Source organism: Paraburkholderia sp. JHI869, assembly GCF_038900775.1.
Taxonomy (GTDB): Bacteria; Pseudomonadota; Gammaproteobacteria; order Burkholderiales; family Burkholderiaceae; genus Paraburkholderia.
Map to the genome: position 1 here is coordinate 690,496 of NZ_JAYMSC010000002.1, position 18,570 is coordinate 709,065.

Consider the following 18,570-nt stretch of genomic DNA (forward strand, 5'->3'; position numbering starts at 1 on the left):
ATTAGTGCTCCAGCTTGGCGCGCAGCTCGCGCGCGGCTTCGAGCAGCCCTTCGTAGCCCGAACGCGCGTGCTGCGGCAGATCAGGGTCGCCCACCAGCGCGCCCAGCGTTTCGACGAGGCTGAAGACGAGGCCCTTGGCCGCGCCCGCCGCGATCTTGCCGGACTTCACGCCTTCGTCGACGTGACTCAAGGCGGCGTTCAGACTTTCCAGATCCGGTTGCGATGAACCGGCGCCAGGTTTTTGAGCGTCCTGCTTTTGCGTGTCGTCGCTCGTCATGATGAAGTCGATCTCCCTTGGTGAGCAGTAGTCAAAAGAATCCCGCACTTTTTAATGTTATATACCCATCGGGTGCAGGCGTCCATTCGAGGCCCGGCAGCGCGAGAGGCAACGCAAAGCGTGCTCCCGAATCTTCTCACCTTTACCGCCCGCGCGCAGAAGCCGTGGGCGCGACGGCTTGTCGCCCCGGTACGTGCGGCCGTAAAAAAAACGCCTTGAAATCAGGCCTAATGTGGATTTAGCACGATGGATTGCCGGGTGCCGCGCCTCGCTTCGCATCGTCGCCGGGCATGCACCCCTTCCTCTCCCGCAAACGCTCACCTTTGTGCCTCGAGGCGTGGGTTCACGCGGCCTGGAGTGCGGCCGCCGATCGGTTCTCTCTCACCTCATCAGACGCTGGTTTTGCATTTCGCCCTTGTTTTCAAGGTACTTTTGCACTTGACCGCACCACCAGCGCGCTCGCGCAATTCCGCCCGAGGTGCGTGAACACGTGCGAACATCCTCACTCCCGAAAAGCCTCACCTTTCGCGCGAAACGTCCCTGCGAGCGTCGAAGCGAAGCCTGAACGCTGCCGCGCGTTGCGGTATCGTATGGGGATGTCTGCAGATGCCAATGCGAGGAATCACACGATGAGCTACGCAACGAAAGCGCCCGCCCGCAAGGAAGTCGACTCGCTCAGCGGGGCCGCCGTCGTCGAATTCGGCACCGACTGGTGCGGCTATTGCCAGGGCGCGCAACCGCTGATCGGCGCGGCGTTCGAGCGCAATCCGCAGGTGCGCCGCCTGAAAGTGGAAGACGGACCGGGCCGCGCGCTAGGGCGCTCGTTTCGCGTAAAGCTCTGGCCCACGCTCATCTTCCTGCGCAACGGCGTGGAGGTCGCGCGCGTGGTGCGTCCGCAAAACGCCGCCGAACTCGACGAGGCATTCGCTTCGCTCGCTTAAGTCTCGCCAGGGCCTCATACGCGGTCCGAACTATCCGCGCGGACCGCTCCCGAAAAACCTCACCTTTGCTCGAGAACGCACCGGAAGGCGCGCTCCGCGCTCACTCCTCCAGCCCGGCGAGCAGGTCGTCGATCGCGCGATACACACGCTCGACCACCTCCGGCCCCACCTCCGCCTCCAGCGCCTTGTAGCGCGCCTCCAGTTCCTTCGAGATCGCTTTCACGAGCTGGTGGCTCTTCTTCGTGAGCGAGACGAGCACGCGCCGCTGGTCGTCGGCGAAACGCTCCTTCGTCACGAGGCCGAGCGCCTCCATGCGCGCGAGCACGCCCGCCATGCTCGGGCTGGAAATCGTGCACAGGTCGGAAATCTGCCGCGGCTCGAGCGGCCCGCTTTCGTTGAGCGCGCGTATCACGCGCCACTGCTGCTCAGTGAGGCCGTGCGACGTGATGAGCGGGCGAAAGCGCTCCATCATCTTTTCGCGCGCGCGCAGCAGCAGCATGGGCAGATTGCGGTGCGCAACGCGAGTGGTCGGACGCGAAGTATCGGACATGGCGGTTTCAGCTAAACGAGGAAATTCGAGGAGCGGGGTCGCCCCAGGGGAAACCCGAAAAATTCTCATCGACGATTGACGACGGATCATAGCAAGCGCACTATCACTCACATATTAGTGTTTCCGTGAAGCGAATCCAAGCCATGTTTTCCGTTGCCGATCATCTGCTGCACGTCGAAGGCGAGGCCTTGCCGCGCGACGTCAGCGCCGCTGCCATGCGTGCGCTCCTCGCCACGGGCGCACGCTGCCGGGCGCCTGTGAACGGCGCTGTCTACGGCACGCTGCTCAACGACCGCCACGCGCTGGAAGCGCTAGGCGATGCCGTGAACGCCCCCCCTTATAAAGCGCCGCCGCGCGCGCCCATTCTTTATCTTAAGCCGCGAAATACACTCGCCGGGCATCGTGCGCGCGTGGCCGTGCCCAGCGATGAAGGCGTTCAAGTGGGCGCGTCGCTCGGCATCGTGATTGGTCGCACGGCCGCGCGCGTCGCCGTGCGTGAAGCGTTCGATTACATCGCGGGCTATACGCTCGTGACCGATCTAAGCGTGCCGCACGCGAGCGTCTATCGTTCCTCGGTGCGGTTTCGCGCACGCGACAACTTTTGCGTGATCGGCCCCGCCGTGGTCGCGCGTCGACATGTGGCCGATCCCGATCAGCTCGCCATCGCCGTGAACGTCGAAGGCGGCACTGACTTCAATGCGACAACGGGCACGAGCATTCGCGGCGTCGCCCAATTGCTCGCCGATGTCACCGACTTCATGACGCTCGCCCCCGGCGACGTCATCACGCTCGGCGTGCCGCATGGCGCGCCCGTGGTTCAGGCCGGTGCGCGCGCAACGATCTCCATCGGCGACTGGGCGCCGCTCGAAATCGAATTCGTCGCGGCAGGCGCAACGCTGGGAGAACAAGCATGATGCGCGGACGCGTTGCCTACGCAGGCGCGATACACGAAGCCACGCCCGAAGGCAGCCGCGTGCGGCTCGCCGACGGCCGCGTGCGCGAAGAGCACGAAGTCGTCTGGCTCGCGCCGTTCGAGCCCGGCACGATCTTCGCACTCGGCCTCAATTACGCCGAGCACGCGAAGGAGCTGCAGTTCTCGAAGCAGGAAGAGCCTCTCGTGTTCCTCAAGGGGCCGGGCAGCGTGATCGGCCATCGTGGCACCACACGGCGCCCCGCTGACGTCACGTTCATGCACTACGAGTGCGAGCTTGCCGTCGTGATCGGCCGCACCGCGCAGAACGTGAAACGCGACGAAGCCATGCAGTACGTGGCCGGCTACACCATCGCGAACGACTATGCGATCCGCGACTATCTGGAGAACTACTACCGCCCGAACCTGCGCGTGAAGAACCGCGACGGCGGCACCGTGCTGGGCCCCTGGTTCGTCGACGCCGCAGATATCGCCGATGTCAACGCGCTCGGCCTGCGCACTTACGTGAACGGCGAACTCAAGCAGAACGGCAACACGCGCGATTTCGTCACCGGCATCGCGGAACTTATCGAGTACTTGAGCGGTTTCATGACGCTCGCTCCCGGCGACGTCATTTTGACCGGCACGCCCGAAGGCGTCGTCAACGTGAATGCAGGCGACGAAATCGTGTGCGAAATCGACGGCTTGGGGCGCCTCGTCAACACCATCGCGAGCGACGCCGACTACGGCCGCTGATCCGGCAACGAACAGAACACGGGACAGTTTAGACATGCGCATCGAACATCTCATCAACGGCCGCGCGCACACCGGGCGCGACTACTTCGAAACCGTGAATCCGGCGAACCAGGATGTGCTCGCGGAAGTGGCGCGCGGCGGCGCGGAAGAAGTCGATCTCGCGGTGCGCGCCGCGAAGGACGCATTCCCCGCGTGGGCGGCCAAGCCCGCCGCCGAGCGCGCGAAGGCCATTCGCAAGCTCGGCGAGCTGATCGCGAAGAACGTGCCGGAAATCGCGCAGACCGAAACGAAGGACACGGGCCAGACCATTTCGCAAACGGGCAAGCAACTCGTGGCGCGCGCCGCCGACAACTTCAGCTACTTCGCCGAAGTCTGCACTGCCGTGGACGGCCACACGTACCCCACGTCCACGCATCTGAACTACACGCTGTTTCATCCCGTGGGCGTGTGCGCGCTCATCTCGCCCTGGAACGTGCCGTTCATGACCGCCACGTGGAAGGTCGCGCCCTGCCTCGCGTTCGGCAATACCGCCGTGCTGAAGATGAGCGAGCTATCGCCGCTCACGGCCTCGATGCTCGGCCAGCTCGCGCTCGACGCGGGCATTCCCGCGGGCGTGCTCAATGTCGTGCACGGCTATGGCAAGGAAGCCGGCGAGCCGCTCGTCGCACACCCCGATGTGCGCGCGGTATCGTTCACGGGCTCGACGGCTACGGGCAATCGCATCGTGCAGGCCGCGGGCCTCAAGAAGTTTTCGATGGAACTGGGCGGCAAGTCGCCGTTCGTGATCTTCGACGACGCCGATTTCGAACGCGCGCTCGACGCCGCCGTGTTCATGATCTTCTCGAACAACGGCGAGCGCTGTACGGCCGGCTCGCGCATTCTCGTGCAGCGTTCGATCTACGCGAAGTTCGCGCAGCGCTTCGTCGAGCGTGCGAAGCGCATCACCGTGGGCGATCCGCTCGACGAGAAGACCATCGTCGGCCCGATGATCAGCCAGGGCCATCTCGCGAAAGTGCGCAGCTATATCGAACTCGGGCCGAAGGAAGGCGCGACGCTCGCGTGCGGCGGCCTCGACGCGCCCGCGCTGCCCGATGCGGTCAAGAAGGGCAATTTCGTTCAGCCGACCGTGTTCGTCGATGTCGATAACCGCATGCGTATTGCGCAGGAGGAAATCTTCGGGCCGGTTGCGTGCCTGATTCCCTTCGAAGACGAAGCAGACGCGATCCGTCTTTCCAACGACATCGCCTACGGCCTCTCCAGCTACGTGTGGACCGAGAACACGGGCCGTGCGCTGCGTGTGGCCGCTGCCGTCGAGGCGGGCATGTGCTTCGTGAACAGCCAGAACGTGCGCGACCTGCGCCAGCCGTTCGGAGGCACGAAAGCTTCGGGTGTGGGCCGCGAAGGCGGTACGTGGAGCTATGAAGTGTTTCTCGAGCCGAAGAATGTGTGCGTTTCGCTCGGTGCACATCACATTCCGCACTGGGGCGTGTAATGGGCAAACTCGCGCTCGCCGCCAAGGTTACGCACGTGCCTTCGCTGTACCTCTCGGAACTCGACGGCCCGCACAAGGGCTGCCGCCAGGCCGCCATCGACGGTCATCACGAGATCGGCAGACGCTGCCGCGAACTAGGCGTCGATACGATCGTCGTGTTCGACGTGCACTGGCTCGTGAACAGCGAGTATCACATCAACTGTGCGCCGCGCTTCGAGGGCGTCTACACGAGCAACGAGCTGCCGCACTTCATCAAGAACATGCCGTATGCGTATCCCGGCAATCCGCAGCTTGGCCATCTGATCGCCGATGTCGCGAACGAAATGGGCGTGAAGACGCGCGCGCACAGCGAAACGACGCTCGACCTCGAATACGGCACGCTCGTACCCATGCGCTACATGAACGGCGACGAGCATTTCCGCACGGTGTCGGTGGCGGGCTGGTGCATGTGGCACGACCTGGCCACGAGCGCGCGCTTCGGCCTGGCCGTGCGCCGCGCGATCGAGGAGCGCTACGACGGCACGGTGGCGATACTCGCGAGCGGGTCGCTCAGCCACCACTTCGCCAACAACGGCACAGCGGAAGAATACATGCACAAGGTCTGGGACCCGTTCCTCGAAGCGACCGATCGCAACGTCGTAGCGATGTGGGAGCGCGGCGACTGGAAAACCTTCTGCGCCATGCTGCCGATGTACAACGAAAAGTGTTGGGGCGAAGGCGGCATGCACGACACCGCCATGCTGCTCGGCGCGCTCGGCTGGGACCGCTACGAAGGCCGCGCGGAAGTCGTCACGCCGTATTTCGGCAGCTCCGGCACCGGGCAGATCAACGCGATCCTGCCGGTTACGCCGCTGCCGGTTTGAACAACGGAGCAAGCGATGCCCCATCTCACTCTCGAATACAGCGCGAATCTCTCAGATGCGAGCAGCATCGGTCAGCTTTGCGAAACGCTTGCCCATGTGCTCGATGCGCAACGCGACGAAAACGGCGCACGCGTCTACCCGCGCGGCGGCATCCGCACACGGGCGCTGCGCTGCGAACAGTACTTCGTTGCGGACGGCAATCCTGGGAATGCCTTCCTGCACGGCTGCCTGAAGATTGGCGCAGGCCGCTCGCAAGCCGTGCGCCGTGCGACCGGCGAGGCGCTCTTCGATGCGATCAAGCAGTGCTTCGCACAAGCCTTCGCTTCACATGGCCTCGCGCTCTCGCTTGAAATCGTCGAGTTCAGCGAAGAAGGCGCGTGGAAGCACAACAACTTGCACGCCCGACTCAAAACCTGAGCGCACTGGAATTCGCCATGCTAGATCAGCAAACCATTTGTGAGCTGGCCGCGCAGCTCGATGAAGCGGAACGCACACGCACGCAGTTGCGGCATTTTTCGCGCTCGCATCCGGACATGACGATCGACGACGGCTACGCGATCCAGCACGAGTGGGTCAAGCTCAAGCTCGCAGCGGGCCACACGATCAAGGGCCGCAAGATAGGCCTCACGTCGCGCGCCATGCAGCGCTCGTCGCAGATCGACGAGCCCGACTACGCGCCGCTGCTCGACAGCATGTTCATCCCCGCAGGCAGCAATATTCGCGCGGATCGTTTCATCGCGCCGCGCGTGGAAGTAGAACTGGCGTTCGTGCTGAACCGCACGCTTCAAGGGCCCGACGTCACGCTCTTCGACGTGCTCGACGCGACAGCCTACGTCACGCCCGCCATCGAGATCATCGACGCCCGCATCGAGCAGTTCGACCGCGAAACCAAGGCGCCGCGCAAGGTGTTCGACACGATTTCCGACTTCGCGGCCAACGCGGGCGTCGTGCTGGGCGGCCGCCCGGTCAAGCCGCTCGACGTGGACCTGCGCTGGGTGGGCGCACTGCTCTACAAGAACGGCGCCGTGGAGGAAAGCGGGTTAGCCGCGGCGGTGCTCAACCATCCGGCCACCGGCGTCGCGTGGCTCGCCAACAAGATCGCGCGCCACGACGAGCGCCTCGAAGCCGGCGACGTGATCCTGAGCGGCTCGTTCACCGCCCCGATTCCGGCACGCGCAGGCGATACGTTCCATGCCGATTACGGCCCGCTCGGCGGCATCGGCTTCAATTTTGTCTGATCAGGATTCCATACGAATGTCCGTACCCGCCAATCCTTTCAAGCGGGCGCTTGCGCAGGGCCGCCCGCAAATCGGCCTGTGGGCCGCGCTGGCCGACTCGTACGTAACCGAACTGCTCGCGAACACGGGCTTCGACTGGCTGCTGATCGACGGCGAACATGCCCCCAACGACCTGCGCAGCACGCTCGCGCAACTGCAGGCCGTCGCGCCCTACCCCACGCACGCTATCGTGCGCCCCGTGCGCAACGACGCCGCCATCATCAAGCAACTGCTCGACATCGGCACGCAAACGCTGCTCGTGCCGATGATCGAGGACGCCGATGAGGCACGCGCCGCCGTGGCCGCGACGCGCTATCCGCCGTACGGCGTGCGCGGCGTGGGCAGCGCGCTCGCGCGGGCCTCGCGCTGGAACGGCTCGGCCGATTATCTGCATCATGCCGCGGAAGAACTGTGTGTGCTGGTCCAGGTGGAAACGGCAAGCGCGCTTGCGCAACTCGAAGCCATCGCGAACGTGGAAGGCGTGGACGGCGTGTTCTTCGGCCCCGCGGACCTGTGCGCTTCGATGGGCCTGCTCGGCCAGCCGGGCTCGCCGCAGGTGCGCGAGGCGATCTGCAACGGTATTCGCGCCGTGCGTGCGCAAGGCAAGGGAGCGGGCGTGCTCGCGGCAGACCCGGTTATTGCGAACGAATATCTCGAAGCGGGCGCGACGTTCGTCGCCGTGGGCAGCGACGTGTCGTTGCTCGCACGCAGCGCCGGCGAACTGGCCGCGAAATTCCGCCAGCCAGCGGCGCGCGGCTAGCGCGCTTCATTCACCCTCTTCCCCGCTCTCCACGAGCTTGGCCAGCACGGTCGCCAGCACCTCGCGCTCGTGCTCGCTCAGCGTGGCGAGAATCGCGTCGTTCGTCGCCTTCGAGATCGTTGCAGCGCGCCGGTAGGTGCTGCGCCCCTGCGCCGTGAGCGCCACGAGCACGCCGCGCGCGTCCGCCTCGTTCGAGGTCTTGGCGAGCAGGCCCTTGCGTTCGAGCACGTCGGTGGCGCGGCTCGCCTGGCTGCGGTCGAGATTCGACACGCGCCCGAGATCCGACACCGACAACGAGCCGAACGCCCCCACGCTGAGCAGCAGCCGCGCCTCCGTGAGTGACAGAGAAAGCGCTGCCTCGAACGCGTCGCTCATCGTGCGGTCGGTCTGCTTCTTGAGCACATGGAGCCGGTAGGTGAACAGCTCCGCAATGTTGTACTTCCCCGTCATTCGTCTTCCCGCCCGGTTTCACCTGCCGCGAAATACGGCCACGCCGACAGCATAGCATCGATTAAAGCCCTTTTCTGTGGGCATTCCACGGAAAATTTGATGCTTGCACACGCATTTATTTGCGCGTAGGATCGGCGTGATCAGAGCCAGCCATGAGGAGACTTTCATGAATGAAAACATCCAGCGCACGCGCCCCGAATGGTGCGACCCCGCGGAGTGGGAAGCGCGCGTGCAGCTTGCCGCCGTGTATCGCGTGTTTCATCTCATGGGCTGGACCGAGCTGATCTTCAATCACATTACGCTGCGCGTGCCCGGGCCGCACAAGCATTTCCTCATCAACCCGTTCGGGCTCACGTATGACGAAATCAAGGCCTCGAATCTCGTCAAGATCGATCTCGAAGGCAATGTCCTGAGTCCGAGCGAGTATCCGATCAACCCGGCCGGCTTCGTGATCCACAGCGCGATCCACGCAAACGTGGCAGACGCGCATTGCGTCATGCACACGCACACCACGGCAGGGCTCGCGGTCGCGTGCATGGAAGGCGGCCTCGCGTATACGAACTTCTATTCGGCGCAGTTGCACGACATGGTCGCGTATCACGACTTCGAAGGCATCACCGTGCACGCCGAAGAAAAGTCGCGCATTCTGAAGTCGATGGGCGACAAGCGGCTGCTCATCCTGCGCAATCACGGGCTGCTCTCGCATGGCGTGACGCTCGCGCATGCATTTGCGCTGCTCTGGACGCTCAATCGCGCGTGCGAAGTGCAGGTCGTGACCGATTCGATGCGCGGCCAGACGCTGCCGATCTCGCCCGCCATTACCGAGCGCTCGACGCGCGACGCGTTGCAGTTCTCGCCCGCTCACGGCGCGGGCCAGAACGTGCTCGACGCGCTGGTCCGGCGCGTCACGCGCATCGACCCCTCATATCAGGAGTGACAGTTTGAACACCCCGAATCAGAAGATCACCGTCGTCGGCGGCGGTGCGATCGGCGGCCTGATCGCGGCGCGTCTTGCGCGCGCGGGCATCGCCGTGAATCTGCTCGCGCGTGGCGCGCATCTGGAAGCGATTCGCCGCGACGGTCTCACGATCGTCGAAGGCGACACACGCTACACGCAAGCCGTCAACGCCACCAGCGACGCGGCCTCGCTCGGCGCACAGGACCTCGTTTTCATTTGCCTGAAGGGGCAGTCACTCGCGCAGTCGGCGGCTACGCTCGCGCCGCTCGTGGGCCCGCACACGCATATCGTCTCGGCGATGAATGGCGTGCCCTGGTGGTTCCTCAACGGATTCGGCGGCACGCATGCGAACGGCAGGCTCGAAGCCGTCGATCCGGGTGGCGTCGTCTCGGCGGCGTTGCCGCCCGCGCAGGCTTCGGGCTGCGTCGTGCATCTGTCGTCGTCGATTGCGGGGCCGGGCGTGATCCGCAAGGGCGGCGGCAATCATCTGATCGTCGGCGAGGGTTCGCCTGGCATGGCCGGGCGCGCGCAGGAAGCGCGCAATCTGCTTGCAAAGGCAGGCTTCGAAGTCACGAAGGCCGCGCCCATTCAAGCCGATATCTGGGCAAAGCTCTGGGGCAACATGACGATGAACCCCATCAGCGCGCTCACGCGTTCGACCGCCGATGTGATTCTCGACGACCCGCTCACGGCGCAACTCGTGAGCACGGTCATGGTCGAGGCGCGCGCGATTGGCGAAGCGCTCGGCATTCGCATTGCGATGACCATCGAGGAACGCAGCGCGCTCACGCGCAAGCTCGGCGCGTTCAAGACTTCGATGCTGCAAGACGTGGAAGCGGGCCGCTCGCTCGAAGTCGAAGCGCTGCTTGGCGCGCCTTATGAACTGGCGCAGCGTGTGGGTACCGCGGCGCCGTCGCTCGGCATGCTTTACGGCCTTGCGCGCCAGCTCGACGCGAATCTCGAAGCGGCGCGCGAGGCTCGCTAGCGCGTGAGCGTCAATCCTCGAGCGGCTTGCCCGTGAGGTCGCGAATGAACGGCAGCGCGAGGCACGAAATCGCCACGCACGCCATCACGTACCACGCGGGCGAGAGCAGATTGCCCGTGCTCTTCACGAGCCAGGTGGCGACGGTTTGCGCGAAGCCGCCGAAAATCGCCACGCCGATGCCGTAGACGATCGCCATGCCCGTCGCGCGCACGGCGCGCGGGAACATTTCCGGCAGCATCGTGATGGAGGGCGCGGCCTGCAGCCCCAGCAGCACGCTCAGGCCGCCCACGGTGATCAACAGACGCGCGGCGTCCGGTCCGCTCGCGAGCCACAGGAACGCCGGGTAGATCAACAGCAAGACACCTACGCGCGGCCAGAAAATCAACGCGCGTCGGCTGAACCGGTCGCACAGCAGCCCCGATACGGGCGCCACCAGAAACGTCACGACGCCCGAAACGAGCCCCGCCAGCAAGGCCGTGGGCGCGGGCACCTTCAGTTCGTGAATCGCATACGTCGGCATATAGAACGTGACGACGTAGGCCGTGACCGTGGAGCCGATCGTCAGCAGGATGCCGAGCGCCGCGCACCGCCAGTGGTCGTGCAGCACGGCGAGCACCGGCATGCGCACCGCGCTCGCCTGCTGCGGCAACTGTTCGTCCAGACGCCGGCGAATCCACATGCCGATCGGCGCGATCGCCACGCCCATGAGGAACGGCACGCGCCAGCCCCAGGCGAGCAGCGTGTCGGCGGCGAGGAAAGTCGTCAGGAGTCCCGCCGTTAACGCGCCGAGCGAAACGCCCATCCCCTGGCTCGCGAACTGCCAGCTGCCGAGCAAGCCGCGATTGGCGGGCGTGCCCGCTTCGATCAGCAGCGTAGTGGAAGCGCCCACTTCGCCGCCCGCGGAAAAGCCCTGCAACAAGCGCGCGAACACGATCAGGACCGGCGCGGCCACGCCGATCTGCGCGTAGGTGGGCGCGAGGCCGATCAGCATGCAGCCGAGCGCCATCATGAAGATGGTGAGCGTCATGGCAGGCTTGCGTCCGGCGCGGTCGGCATACGCACCGATCACAATGCCGCCCAGCGGCCGCATGACGAAGCCCACGCCGAAAGTCGCCACCGATGCCAGCAACTGCCCGTAGCTCGACATGGTCGGAAAGAACAGCTTGCCGATGGTCAGCGCGAAGAAACTGTAGACGGTGAAATCGAAGAATTCGAGCGCATTGCCGATGGTTGCGGCGACGATCAACTGTGTGCGGCTCAGTTTGGCCTTGCGAACTCCGGTCATGCTGACGCTGTTCATGGCTCTCCTCGTCGGCCTCTGGCGGGCCTGGATAGTGGACTGTGCAACGGTAGCATTCGTCCGGGCGCGTGCGCCACTGATCAAAACCCGCGTGGTTGGCGCAGCGTGTACGGCATTGAAGCGTCCCTTTTATCGGCGCGCAGCGTGTGCGCCTCATCCGCGTTCGTAAGCTAAAAGAGGCATACTCCCGCCATAGTCAGCACTCACGTTTCGCGCGCCGCGCCGTTCTTTGCGGTCCCGCAAACGCCATGTGGCCCATCTGGGCACAAAGTGGGCACCAAAATTGCGGCAGCGCGTCGAACGTTCCGACGAATCGGGCGACGGCAGGCTGTGCGCCGCGCCAATGCGCTTCCAGCCGCGCGTGTCGCCCCGTTTCGTCTCGCTGTCTTTTCCTCCGCCGCCACTGAAGGGTCGCCGCTGCCGCGACCCGTAAGCCAATGACAAGGATGTCCCTTTCTTCTGCCTTTCGGTCCCTGCGCTCGTCTCGCCTGCAGCGACTGCATGCCCTCGTTGCCGTTCTCGCCGTTTCTGCCGGCCTGACGCTCACGCTGGGCGCGTCGAGCGCAACCGCGGCGACACCGGCCACCTTAGCCGAAGCGCTCAAGCCCGCCGCGAGCCCCGCGCATCCTGCCCAGCCGGCCGCACCCGCGCCTGACGCCAACGCGGCCAACCCCGCCGCCCCCGTCGCGCTCACGCCCAGCCAGGCGCAATCCGCACTCAAGGTGCTCGACGACCCGGTGCAGCGCGGCCACATGGAAGACACGCTGCGCGCCATCGCGGCCGCCGGCGCGCTGGCCGTGCCCGCTTCCGCAACGACGCCGGCCAGTGCGCCCGCGGCGGCCTCCGGCGCGTCGGCGGCCACGGCCGCATCCACGCCGCTCGCGGGCGCGCTGCGCTCGAACGGTCTAGTCGCACAGGTCGCCGCTAACGCCGCGCACGGCGCGCACATGATCGGCCAGCATCTGAACCATACGTTCGCGACGCTGCTCGGCCTCTGGTCCTCGCGCAACTGGTGGCAGGACCATCTGAACACGCCGCAGGGCCACGCGCTGCTGCTCGCCCTGCTGCGCGTGCTGCTGCTCACGCTCGTGCCCGCGCTCGCGCTCGCCACAGTACTGCGCCGCGTCATCGCCGCGCCGGAGCGTGCCATTGCCGCGCATCAGGCCGCGAAGCAGCGCGAGAACGCGCAGCCCCCGCAAGACGGCACATCCACGCCGCAGCCACAAACACCCGAAGCGACAGGCACGAGCGTCGCGCTCGCCTCGCAAGCGAAAGCCGCCGATGCGAAAGCCGATGCGAAAGCCGAGGCGCAGGACGAGGCGCTGCGCGAAGCCGCCGGCATGGAACCGGCCGAGGGCAAGGACAAAAAGGACAGCGATCCGAACGCCGGCCCCAACGCGAACGCAAGCGCCAACGCGGCGGCGCGCGCGACCGTGGTCGCAGCGCAAGCGGAGGACAACGCAAACGCCGCTTCGAAAACCGCTGCAGACCGCGCGAAAGAGGCATACCACGCGCTGCGCGGCGCGCATCACTGGCGCCTCCTGCAGCGTCTGCCGGGCGCGTTGCTCGTGATGCTGCTCGAAGTCGTACCCGTGATCGCCTTCGGCCTGTGCGCCGCGGGCGTGCTTTCGCTCTTCGGCGCCGACGACGCCGCGCCCGCCGAAGCCGTGGGCCATATCGTCGACACCTATGTGATCTGCCGCGTGGTCGCGATATTCGGCAAGCTGCTGTTCGCGCCCGACGCGGCCGCGCTGCGCCTCGTGCCGCTGCCCGACGACTGGGCCGCTTACGCGCAGCGCTGGGTCGTGCGCATCGTCGTGATCGGCGGCGTGGGCGGGGCGATTGGCGGCGCGGTGCCGCTCGGCATGACCGAGGACGCGCATCTCGCGCTCGTGAAAGTGGTGACGCTGATCGGCCACCTCGCGCTCGCCGTGATGATCCTGCAACTGCGCCGCCCCGTGGCCGACGCCATGCGCGCGGCCGCCGCGCGCCACGGCTCGTATGCGTGGTTCATGCAGTGGTTCGCCGACATCTGGGTCGGCTTCGCGCTCTTCGTGGTGCTTGCGCTGTGGTTCGTCTGGGCGCTCGATCTGCGCGGCGGCTACGCGGCGCTGCTGCGCGCGGGCGGGCTCTCGCTCGTCGTCCTGCTCGCCGCGCGCGTGAGCGCCATCGTGCTGCTCGGCGCGTTGAGCCGTGCGTTCGGGTTCAGCGACGATCAGGAGAAGATGAGTTTCGGCCAGCGCCGTGCGTATCGCTATTACCCGGCGCTGCGGCGCATCGTCGTCGCGGCGATCTGGATCGTGACGCTCGACCTGCTGCTGCACGTCTGGGGCCTGCGTCCTGCACGCCTGCTCGCGCTCGCGCCGATGGGGCATCTGCTGGGATCTGCACTCCTGACTATCGTGATCGCCATCGTCACCGCCGTCGCGATCTGGGAGTTCGCGAACGGCGCGGCCGAGCGGCGCCTGAACGCGTGGACCGACGCCGGCGACTTCGTGCGCGCCGCGCGCCTGCGCACGCTCTTGCCGATGTTCCGCACCACGCTGCTCGTCTCGATCCTCGTCGTGGTCGGCCTCACCGCGCTCTCGCAGCTCGGCGTAAACACCGCGCCGCTCATCGCGGGCGCGAGTATTTTCGGCGTGGCGCTCGGCTTCGGCTCGCAAAAGCTCGTGCAGGACTTCATCACCGGCATCTTCCTGTTGACGGAAAACGCCATGCAGGTGGGCGACTGGGTGACCGTCGCAGGCGTCTCGGGCACCGTCGAGTTTCTCTCGATCCGCACCGTGCGTCTGCGCGGCGGCGACGGTTCGCTCTACACCGTGCCGTTCAGTTCGGTGACGACCGTGAACAACACGAATCGCGGCATCGGCAACGCGGCGGTGAAGGTGCAGATCGCGCACGGCGCGGATCTGCAGCGCGCCATCGACACGCTCAAGGACATCGGCGCCGAGATCCGCAAGGAAGACGCGTTCAAGAACGGCATTCTCAGCGACTTCGCGTACTGGGGCGTCGATCAGGTGGATGGCGCGACCGTGACGCTCGTCGGGCAGATCCAGTGCAAGGACTCGGCGCGCTGGGGCGTGCAGCGCGAGTTCAACAAGCGCGTGCTGCTGCGCTTCACGGAGCGCGGCATCGAGCTGGCGAATCCGCAGCGCAACTTCCTCGTGGGCATGGCGCGCGGTGACGATGCCGAAGGCCAAGAGTACGGTGACGACCACGACGACGAAGCCAGCGACGACGATCGTGCGCGGGCGCAGTCGCGCGGCGCTTCGAAGACTTCCTCGCAAGGCGGCAAGCCGCGCAATGGCCGCACCGGTGCGTCGGGCGACGGTAACGGGTCGTCGTCGAGCGGCAAGCCGAATTGATGTGCTGACATCGCAGCCGGTGCGCGTCTCGCGCGCACCGGCCTCACCCTTCGCTTCGCACCACTCATCTCCCGAAAAAGCTCACCATTACGCCGCCAGCAACGTCGCGGCGCAACGCGGGCGGGGTAAAGTTCTCCGTCAAATCAAAGGTCTGCGCGCAGTGGCATGGTGCGCCGCACGCTTGGCGCGGCAGGTCCCGAAGAAGCTCACCTTTGCAACTGCCTTCGCAATTCGTGGAGTCGCTTATGCCGAAGATCGACGTCGTTCACGTGCCTGAGCGTAGAGGCACGGGCTATCCCGCTCCATTCGACGCGCCATGCGCCGAGCGGATACGACAACGGCTCGGCGACGCCGGAGGGCTGCGCGACTTTGGCGTCAACCTCATGCGTTTGCCGCCGGGGAACTGGTCGAGCCAGCGCCACTGGCATTCCGACGAAGACGAATTCGTCTACGTTCTCGAAGGCGAGTTGACCTTGATCGAAGACGATGGCGAAACCGTGCTCCGCGCGGGGGACTGTGCCGCGTTTCCGAAAAACTCCGGCAACGGGCATCACATGATCAACCGGTCGGATCGCGTCGCCGTTTATCTCGAAGTCGGCTCGCGTTCGCCGGCAGATGTCATCACCTGCTCCGACGTCGATATGATCAGCCCGAGCAGCGACGGGCGGTTTCTGCACAAGGACGGCACGCCGTACGCCAGCCCCTGAAACATCACACCGGCCACGAAACGGGACCGGGGCCGCGCGCCCGATATAATCGATTTGCCATTCAACGAGGACATCTCATGAAATCACTGATTGCCCTGGTCGCCGCTGCCACTGTCGCAACGAGCGCGTTCGCCGCCAACACCATCGAAAAGTTGCCGTCGGGCGTCGTCGTCGAACACATCAAGCAAGGCACGGGTCCGCAACCCGCCGCCACCGACGTCGTGCGCGTGAACTATCGCGGCACGCTCGCGAACGGCACCGAATTCGACAGCTCCGACAAGCACGGCGGCCCGGCGTCGTTCCCGCTCAATCGCGTGATTCCCTGCTGGACGCAAGGCGTGCAGAAGATGAAGGTCGGCGGCAAGGCGAAGCTGACCTGCCCGGCGGCGACCGCTTATGGCGATCGCGCAGTCGGCCCGATCCCGCCGAACAGCGACCTCACGTTCGAAATCGAACTGCTCGGCGTCGGCCAGTAAGGCAAGCAGGTTCTGCCCGAAAAAAAGCGGGCGGCTTGAGGTTCACACCTCAAGCCGCCCGTTTTTGTCTTTACGAAGACTTACGCTTTACGCCTCGACGTCCTCGAGACTGAAGATCTCAGTCTGGTCGTTATACGAAAACACTTCGCCATAACGCGCCCATTCGACCACGGTATCGAGCGTTTCTTCCGCAGCGACATCCGAAAGCACGTCCTCCAGTTCCTGCTCGAAGCGCACACGCGGCGCGCGATGGCCGGGCCGCTCGTCGAGCACCTTCTTGATCCGCGCCGCGAGCGGCACGTTGCGCAGCAGGTGATCGGCGAACATGAGCTTGCGCGCCTGCGTGCCCATCTCGGCGAACACGCGCGCGGGCGGCGTGAGCAGCACGTCGCCTTCGCGCACGTCGGCAAAGCCGAGCTGCTGCAGCATTTCCACGATCGGGAACAGGTCGTCCACTTCCAGATGCAGCGAACGCGCGATTTCCGGCATGTCGGCGCGGCCATGGTACGGCGCGGCCGCCAGCGTTTCGATCAGACCCGCCATGATGTTGGTCGACACGTCCGGCAAGCGGCTGCCCACTTCGAGACGGCGATGCGTCGCTTCAGCGGCTTCGCGCGCGGTCATCTTCGCGTAGATGTCGTCCACGAGCTTGCGGAACGCCGGGTCGAGACGGTTGCGCGGATGCTTGAACGGCACCTTGATCTCGGCCGACACGCGCCCCGGGTTCGACGACAACACGAGAATGCGGTCGCACATGAACACCGCTTCCTCGATGTTGTGCGTGACGATCAGCACCGACTTGATCGGCAAGCGGCCTTGCGTCCACAGATCGAGCAGGTCGGTACGCAGCGTTTCGGCGGTCAGCACGTCGAGTGCGGAGAACGGCTCGTCCATGAGGAGGAGCGTCGGGTCCACCACGAGCGCGCGCGCAAAACCCACGCGCTGGCGCATGCCGCCCGAAAGCTCGCGCGGGTAGGCGTTTTCGAAGCCGTCCAGACCGATCAGGTCGATGGCTGCCAGCGCCCGCTCGCGGCGCTCGCGCGCGCCCACACCCTGCGCTTCGAGGCCCGCTTCCACGTTCTGCAGCACCGTGAGCCACGGGAACAGCGCGAAGGTCTGGAACACCATCGACACGCCTTCGGCCGGCCCTTCGAGCGGCTTGCCGAGCCAGTTCACCTCGCCTTCGGTCGGCTCGATGAGTCCGGAGATGATGCGCAGCAGCGTGGACTTGCCCGAGCCCGAACGGCCCAGCAAGCCAACGATCTCGCCCTCGCGCAGCGTGAGGTTCACGTCGTCTAGCACGAGGCGCTCGTCCTCTTTCTTCGCGAAGCCGCGCGAGACATGCTTGACGTCAAGTACTTCCTGACCGGGAACGGGGCGCATAGGCAGCAGGTCGGATGAGACGATTTTCGGATTCAGCATGATGTCACTCCATCTCAATCGAGGCGCAGCCGCGACTCGGCATACGTGTACAGCGGACGCCAGAGCACGCGGTTGAACAGCGTCACGAACAGGGACATCATCGCGATGCCCAGAATGATCTTCGGGAAGTCGCCGGCGGCGGTCGTTTGTGCGATGTACGAGCCGAGGCCATGCGCAACGACTTTCGTGTCGCCCCACTGCACGAACTCGGAAACAATGCTCGCGTTCCATGCGCCGCCGGAAGCCGTGATGGCGCCCGTGATGTAGTACGGGAAAATGCCCGGCAGCATGGCCTTCTTCCACCATTGCCAGCCGCGAATGCGGAAGTTCGTGGCCGCTTCCTTGTAGTCGTTCGGATACGCGCTTGCGCCCGCGATCACGTTGAAGAGGATGTACCACTGGGTGCCAAGCACAATGAGCGGCGACAGCCAGATGTCCGGGTTGAGGTGAAAGCGCACGATCACGATCACGAACACCGGGAACAGCAGGTTCGCCGGGAACGCGGCGAGGAACTGCGCGAGCGGCTGGACCTTCTCGGCAAGCGCCGGGCGCAGGCCGATCAGCACGCCGAGCGGCACCCAGATCACCGAGGCGATGGCGATCAGCAGCATCACGCGCAGCAGCGTGATGAGGCCGAGCACGAACACGTGCCAGACTTCGTCGAGCGTCACGCCGGTGCGCACGTAGGCCACTACGCGCCACACCACGAACACGGTCAGCGCGATCACGAACACGGCCCACACGATGTCGCCGATGCGCGAGCGCTTGCTGATCGTGGTGACGACGGGCAGCGACTTCGGCAGTTGCACGCGCAACGGAATGCGCGCGAGCGTCGCGAGCATGAAGCCCATCGGCACGAGCAGGCGGTGAATGAGGCGCGTACGGCGAATCAGGTCGAGCAGCCACGATTCCGGCGCGTCGCCCGAACTCGTGTTTTCCATGCGGAACTTGTCCGCCCACGCCACGAGCGGGCGGAACAGGAACTGGTCGTAGGCGAGAATCACCACGATCATCGCGAGGATCACCCAGCCCACGGCGTGCAGGTTCTTCTCGGCAATCGCCTGGGCGAGATACGCGCCGA

At 65.4% G+C, this 18,570-nt stretch carries 19 protein-coding genes; 13 read left to right on the top strand and 6 right to left on the bottom strand.

The genetic code is table 11. The features are described 5' to 3' along the window. Position 1: 1 nt before the first annotated feature. The gene (locus VSR72_RS06330) at positions 2-277 is read right to left on the bottom strand and encodes a hypothetical protein (RefSeq protein ID WP_158760740.1); all 276 of its coding nucleotides are present in this window, start codon (positions 275-277) and stop codon (positions 2-4) included. A gap of 629 nt (positions 278-906) precedes the next feature. Here VSR72_RS06330 and VSR72_RS06335 point away from each other — a divergent pair. Continuing rightward, positions 907-1,218, top strand: a complete 312-nt coding sequence (locus VSR72_RS06335; RefSeq protein ID WP_342951531.1) for a thioredoxin family protein — start codon at positions 907-909, stop codon at positions 1,216-1,218. A gap of 100 nt (positions 1,219-1,318) precedes the next feature. On the opposite strand, the gene hpaR is transcribed toward VSR72_RS06335, so the two are convergent. Next, positions 1,319-1,717, bottom strand: a complete 399-nt coding sequence (hpaR, locus tag VSR72_RS06340; RefSeq protein ID WP_133183917.1) for a homoprotocatechuate degradation operon regulator HpaR — start codon at positions 1,715-1,717, stop codon at positions 1,319-1,321. 194 nt (positions 1,718-1,911) lie between these two features. Here hpaR and VSR72_RS06345 point away from each other — a divergent pair, with 194 nt between their 5' ends. From VSR72_RS06345 to hpaI, 7 genes are read left to right on the top strand one after another with little or no spacing between them, the layout of a single operon-like run. Next, positions 1,912-2,682 (top strand): fumarylacetoacetate hydrolase family protein, encoded by a 771-nt coding sequence (locus tag VSR72_RS06345; protein WP_342951532.1) that lies wholly within the window; start codon positions 1,912-1,914, stop codon positions 2,680-2,682. After that, positions 2,679-3,434, top strand: a complete 756-nt coding sequence (locus tag VSR72_RS06350) for a fumarylacetoacetate hydrolase family protein (protein ID WP_342951533.1) — start codon at positions 2,679-2,681, stop codon at positions 3,432-3,434. The genes VSR72_RS06345 and VSR72_RS06350 overlap by 4 nt, the downstream gene beginning before the upstream one ends. 34 nt (positions 3,435-3,468) lie before the next feature. Continuing rightward, positions 3,469-4,926, top strand: coding sequence for a 5-carboxymethyl-2-hydroxymuconate semialdehyde dehydrogenase (hpaE, locus tag VSR72_RS06355; RefSeq protein WP_342951534.1), 1,458 nt, complete (start codon positions 3,469-3,471; stop codon positions 4,924-4,926). After that, positions 4,926-5,789, top strand: a complete 864-nt coding sequence (hpaD, locus tag VSR72_RS06360; protein WP_342951535.1) for a 3,4-dihydroxyphenylacetate 2,3-dioxygenase — start codon at positions 4,926-4,928, stop codon at positions 5,787-5,789. Before hpaE ends, hpaD begins: the two co-directional genes overlap by 1 nt. Before the next feature lie 15 nt (positions 5,790-5,804). Then, positions 5,805-6,206, top strand: a complete 402-nt coding sequence (locus tag VSR72_RS06365) for a 5-carboxymethyl-2-hydroxymuconate Delta-isomerase (RefSeq protein ID WP_342951536.1) — start codon at positions 5,805-5,807, stop codon at positions 6,204-6,206. A gap of 17 nt (positions 6,207-6,223) precedes the next feature. Then, positions 6,224-7,027, top strand: coding sequence for a 2-oxo-hept-4-ene-1,7-dioate hydratase (gene hpaH / locus VSR72_RS06370; RefSeq protein ID WP_342951537.1), 804 nt, complete (start codon positions 6,224-6,226; stop codon positions 7,025-7,027). 16 nt (positions 7,028-7,043) lie between these two features. Next, entirely contained in the window at positions 7,044-7,826 is a 783-nt protein-coding gene (gene hpaI, locus VSR72_RS06375; protein ID WP_342951538.1) for a 4-hydroxy-2-oxoheptanedioate aldolase, read from the top strand. 6 nt (positions 7,827-7,832) lie between these two features. On the opposite strand, the gene VSR72_RS06380 is transcribed toward hpaI, so the two are convergent. Continuing rightward, the gene (locus VSR72_RS06380) at positions 7,833-8,276 is read right to left on the bottom strand and encodes a MarR family transcriptional regulator (RefSeq protein WP_342951539.1); all 444 of its coding nucleotides are present in this window, start codon (positions 8,274-8,276) and stop codon (positions 7,833-7,835) included. A gap of 166 nt (positions 8,277-8,442) precedes the next feature. Between VSR72_RS06380 and VSR72_RS06385 the strand changes: the two genes are divergently transcribed. Together VSR72_RS06385 and VSR72_RS06390 are read left to right on the top strand one after the other, a co-directional pair. After that, the gene (locus VSR72_RS06385; protein ID WP_342951540.1) at positions 8,443-9,213 is read left to right on the top strand and encodes a class II aldolase/adducin family protein; all 771 of its coding nucleotides are present in this window, start codon (positions 8,443-8,445) and stop codon (positions 9,211-9,213) included. Positions 9,214-9,217: 4 nt separating this feature from the next. Beyond that, positions 9,218-10,219, top strand: coding sequence for a 2-dehydropantoate 2-reductase (locus tag VSR72_RS06390; RefSeq protein ID WP_342951541.1), 1,002 nt, complete (start codon positions 9,218-9,220; stop codon positions 10,217-10,219). Positions 10,220-10,229: 10 nt separating this feature from the next. On the opposite strand, the gene VSR72_RS06395 is transcribed toward VSR72_RS06390, so the two are convergent. After that, positions 10,230-11,519, bottom strand: coding sequence for an MFS transporter (locus VSR72_RS06395; protein ID WP_342951542.1), 1,290 nt, complete (start codon positions 11,517-11,519; stop codon positions 10,230-10,232). Between the two features lie 446 nt (positions 11,520-11,965). Between VSR72_RS06395 and VSR72_RS06400 the strand changes: the two genes are divergently transcribed. The 3 genes from VSR72_RS06400 (at position 11,966) to VSR72_RS06410 (ending at position 16,067) form a co-directional block, all read left to right on the top strand. Beyond that, a complete protein-coding gene (locus tag VSR72_RS06400; RefSeq protein WP_342951543.1) occupies positions 11,966-14,884 on the top strand; it encodes a mechanosensitive ion channel family protein in 2,919 nt (972 codons plus the stop codon). Positions 14,885-15,129: 245 nt separating this feature from the next. Beyond that, on the top strand, positions 15,130-15,591 hold the full coding sequence (locus VSR72_RS06405; protein ID WP_342951544.1) for a cupin domain-containing protein: 462 nt from the start codon (positions 15,130-15,132) through the stop codon (positions 15,589-15,591). Positions 15,592-15,668: 77 nt separating this feature from the next. After that, the gene (locus VSR72_RS06410) at positions 15,669-16,067 is read left to right on the top strand and encodes an FKBP-type peptidyl-prolyl cis-trans isomerase (RefSeq protein ID WP_342951545.1); all 399 of its coding nucleotides are present in this window, start codon (positions 15,669-15,671) and stop codon (positions 16,065-16,067) included. Positions 16,068-16,154: 87 nt separating this feature from the next. On the opposite strand, the gene VSR72_RS06415 is transcribed toward VSR72_RS06410, so the two are convergent. Further along, positions 16,155-17,489, bottom strand: coding sequence for a nitrate/sulfonate/bicarbonate ABC transporter ATP-binding protein (locus VSR72_RS06415; protein WP_342951546.1), 1,335 nt, complete (start codon positions 17,487-17,489; stop codon positions 16,155-16,157). A 14-nt stretch (positions 17,490-17,503) separates the two neighbouring features. Then, positions 17,504-18,570: ABC transporter permease subunit (locus VSR72_RS06420; protein ID WP_342951547.1), on the bottom strand; the 1,067-nt coding region annotated here is incomplete at its 5' end.

Bases quoted from the DNA above. Each gene is read 5' to 3' on its own strand.
- VSR72_RS06330 (WP_158760740.1), bottom strand. From the start codon at position 277: ATGACGAGCGACGACACGCAAAAGCAGGACGCTCAAAAACCTGGCGCC.
- VSR72_RS06350 (WP_342951533.1), top strand. From the start codon at position 2,679: ATGATGCGCGGACGCGTTGCCTACGCAGGCGCGATACACGAAGCCACG.
- hpaH (WP_342951537.1), top strand. From the start codon at position 6,224: ATGCTAGATCAGCAAACCATTTGTGAGCTGGCCGCGCAGCTCGATGAA.
- VSR72_RS06365 (WP_342951536.1), top strand. From the start codon at position 5,805: ATGCCCCATCTCACTCTCGAATACAGCGCGAATCTCTCAGATGCGAGC.
- VSR72_RS06385 (WP_342951540.1), top strand. From the start codon at position 8,443: ATGAATGAAAACATCCAGCGCACGCGCCCCGAATGGTGCGACCCCGCG.
- VSR72_RS06410 (WP_342951545.1), top strand. From the start codon at position 15,669: ATGAAATCACTGATTGCCCTGGTCGCCGCTGCCACTGTCGCAACGAGC.
- hpaI (WP_342951538.1), top strand. From the start codon at position 7,044: ATGTCCGTACCCGCCAATCCTTTCAAGCGGGCGCTTGCGCAGGGCCGC.
- hpaD (WP_342951535.1), top strand. From the start codon at position 4,926: ATGGGCAAACTCGCGCTCGCCGCCAAGGTTACGCACGTGCCTTCGCTG.
- hpaE (WP_342951534.1), top strand. From the start codon at position 3,469: ATGCGCATCGAACATCTCATCAACGGCCGCGCGCACACCGGGCGCGAC.
- VSR72_RS06405 (WP_342951544.1), top strand. From the start codon at position 15,130: ATGCCGAAGATCGACGTCGTTCACGTGCCTGAGCGTAGAGGCACGGGC.
- VSR72_RS06415 (WP_342951546.1), bottom strand. From the start codon at position 17,489: ATGCTGAATCCGAAAATCGTCTCATCCGACCTGCTGCCTATGCGCCCC.
- VSR72_RS06345 (WP_342951532.1), top strand. From the start codon at position 1,912: ATGTTTTCCGTTGCCGATCATCTGCTGCACGTCGAAGGCGAGGCCTTG.
- VSR72_RS06335 (WP_342951531.1), top strand. From the start codon at position 907: ATGAGCTACGCAACGAAAGCGCCCGCCCGCAAGGAAGTCGACTCGCTC.
- VSR72_RS06395 (WP_342951542.1), bottom strand. From the start codon at position 11,519: ATGAACAGCGTCAGCATGACCGGAGTTCGCAAGGCCAAACTGAGCCGC.
- VSR72_RS06380 (WP_342951539.1), bottom strand. From the start codon at position 8,276: ATGACGGGGAAGTACAACATTGCGGAGCTGTTCACCTACCGGCTCCAT.
- hpaR (WP_133183917.1), bottom strand. From the start codon at position 1,717: ATGCTGCTGCTGCGCGCGCGCGAAAAGATGATGGAGCGCTTTCGCCCG.
- VSR72_RS06400 (WP_342951543.1), top strand. From the start codon at position 11,966: ATGTCCCTTTCTTCTGCCTTTCGGTCCCTGCGCTCGTCTCGCCTGCAG.